The sequence below is a fragment of the Streptomyces sp. WELS2 genome, assembly GCF_013870595.1.
GTDB lineage: Bacteria > Actinomycetota > Actinomycetes > Streptomycetales > Streptomycetaceae > Streptomyces.
In genome coordinates this window covers 1-1,671 of the sequence record NZ_JACBWZ010001133.1, presented here as the reverse complement: position 1 = coordinate 1,671, position 1,671 = coordinate 1, and the positions used below count along the sequence as shown (strand labels likewise).

Genomic DNA, 1,671 nt, shown 5'->3' with positions numbered 1-1,671 from the left:
GCGTGCTGGACGCCTCCGAGTGCCCGCCCACCTTCAACACCGACCCGGACCAGGTCGTGGGCCTGATCGCGGGCGGCCCCGCGGCGATGGTCAGCTCCGTGGAGGGCGCGGAGGACTCCGCCGAGCTGGCCCGCCGGGACCTGGACGCGCTGAAGATCACCCCCGACGACAGCGTGGTGGGCGTCTCCGCCTCCGGCCGCACCCCGTACGCCGTCGGCGCCGTCGAGCACGCCCGCGCACTCGGCGCGCTGACCGTCGGCCTGGCCTGCAACGAGCACAGCGCGCTGGGCGCCGCCGCCGAGCACCGCATCGAGGTGGTCGTCGGTCCGGAGCTGATCACCGGCTCCACCCGGCTGAAGGCGGGCACGGCCCAGAAGCTGGTGCTGAACATGCTGTCGACGATCACGATGATCCGGCTCGGCAAGACGTACGGGAACCTGATGGTCGACGTGCGCGCCTCCAACGCCAAGCTGCGGGCCCGCTCGCACCGGATCGTCGCCCTGGCCACGGGCGCCGGGGACGCCGAGATCGACCGGGCGCTCACGGAGACCGGCGGCGAGGTGAAGCACGCGATCCTGGCGCTGCTCGCCGGCGTCGACGGCCCCACGGCCGCGCGCCTGCTCCAGGAGTCGGGCGGCCACCTGCGCGCCGCCCTGGCCCACGCCTCCGGCTGACCCCTTCTCTCAGGGCGCCCGCCACACCAGCGTGTAACGCCAGAACAGCCGGCGCCGCAGCCGGGCGCCGGGCAGGAGGCGGCGGGCCGTGCGGGAGATCCCGGCGTAGGTCTCCCGCGGTTCCCGGGTGGCGGCCGTCATGGACAGGGGCCGCCGCGGGGCCGGCCGGCCACGGTTCTTCACCCAGCCCGTCAGCGCGTTGAGCGGGACGGCGACCAGCCCGAGCGCGTGGTCCAGCGGGTCCGCCGCCCGCGCGCAGCCGACGACGACGAGCGTGCCGCCGGGCGCGAGCCGGTCCCGCAGACGGGTGAGGGTCTCGGCGAGGGGGAGGTGGTGGAGCACGGCGACGCAGGTGATCACGTCGTAGGGCCCGTCGGGGAGTTGCCGCAAGGCGTCGGCGAGGCGGTAGACGACGGGTGCGGTGCCGGGCGTCGACTCCCGGGCGCGGGCCAGGATTTCGGCGTCGGAGTCGACGGCGTGCACCTCCCGGGCGCGCCGGGCGAGCAGCCGCGCCAGTTCCCCGCTGCCGCAGCCCACGTCCAGCGCGGTGCCGAAGCGGCGGGGCAACCGTCGTAGCAGCCAGGGGTGGTAGTGGGCGTTGTGGTCCCAGGGGTGGGCGGCGTTGAAGCGGTGGAGGGCCTCCGGCAGGCGGCCCGCACGGCGCGTCGGCATGGAGTTCACCCTGGAGTTCACCATGGGGTTCACTCCACCACGGTCCGCGCCACCGTCGCGGGCCAGGGCACCATGGAGGCAAGGAGGCGACCGACCGATATGAACCACGCCCAGCTCACCGCCCTCGGACGGGCTCTCCGGCTGCTCGGGGAGCACGGCGAGGCCCTGACCGCCGACACGCCGGACGCCCGGCTGCACGAGATCAAGGACGACCTGCGGCGCGCCCTGGACCTGCTGGAGGACAGCGTGACCACGGGGGCGCCCGCCACCCGGTGTCCCGAGCACCCGCAGGGTCCCGTGGACGAGAGCGCCCCGGACCTGTGCC

Annotated in this window: 2 protein-coding genes and 1 pseudogene; 2 read left to right on the top strand and 1 reads right to left on the bottom strand. The window is 75.3% G+C overall.

Annotated elements, in window-relative coordinates; genetic code table 11:
- Positions 1 to 674 (top strand): N-acetylmuramic acid 6-phosphate etherase (locus H5J33_RS34340; RefSeq protein WP_181798572.1); only part of this gene is annotated, 674 nt, incomplete at its 5' end.
- 9 nt (positions 675 to 683) lie between these two features.
- Here the strand turns inward: H5J33_RS34340 and H5J33_RS34335 are convergent.
- On the bottom strand, positions 684 to 1,370 hold the full coding sequence (locus tag H5J33_RS34335; protein WP_258565600.1) for a bifunctional 2-polyprenyl-6-hydroxyphenol methylase/3-demethylubiquinol 3-O-methyltransferase UbiG: 687 nt from the start codon (positions 1,368 to 1,370) through the stop codon (positions 684 to 686).
- Positions 1,371 to 1,445: 75 nt separating this feature from the next.
- Here H5J33_RS34335 and H5J33_RS34330 point away from each other — a divergent pair.
- Positions 1,446 to 1,671, top strand: a pseudogene (locus H5J33_RS34330) (hypothetical protein); the annotation flags it as partial.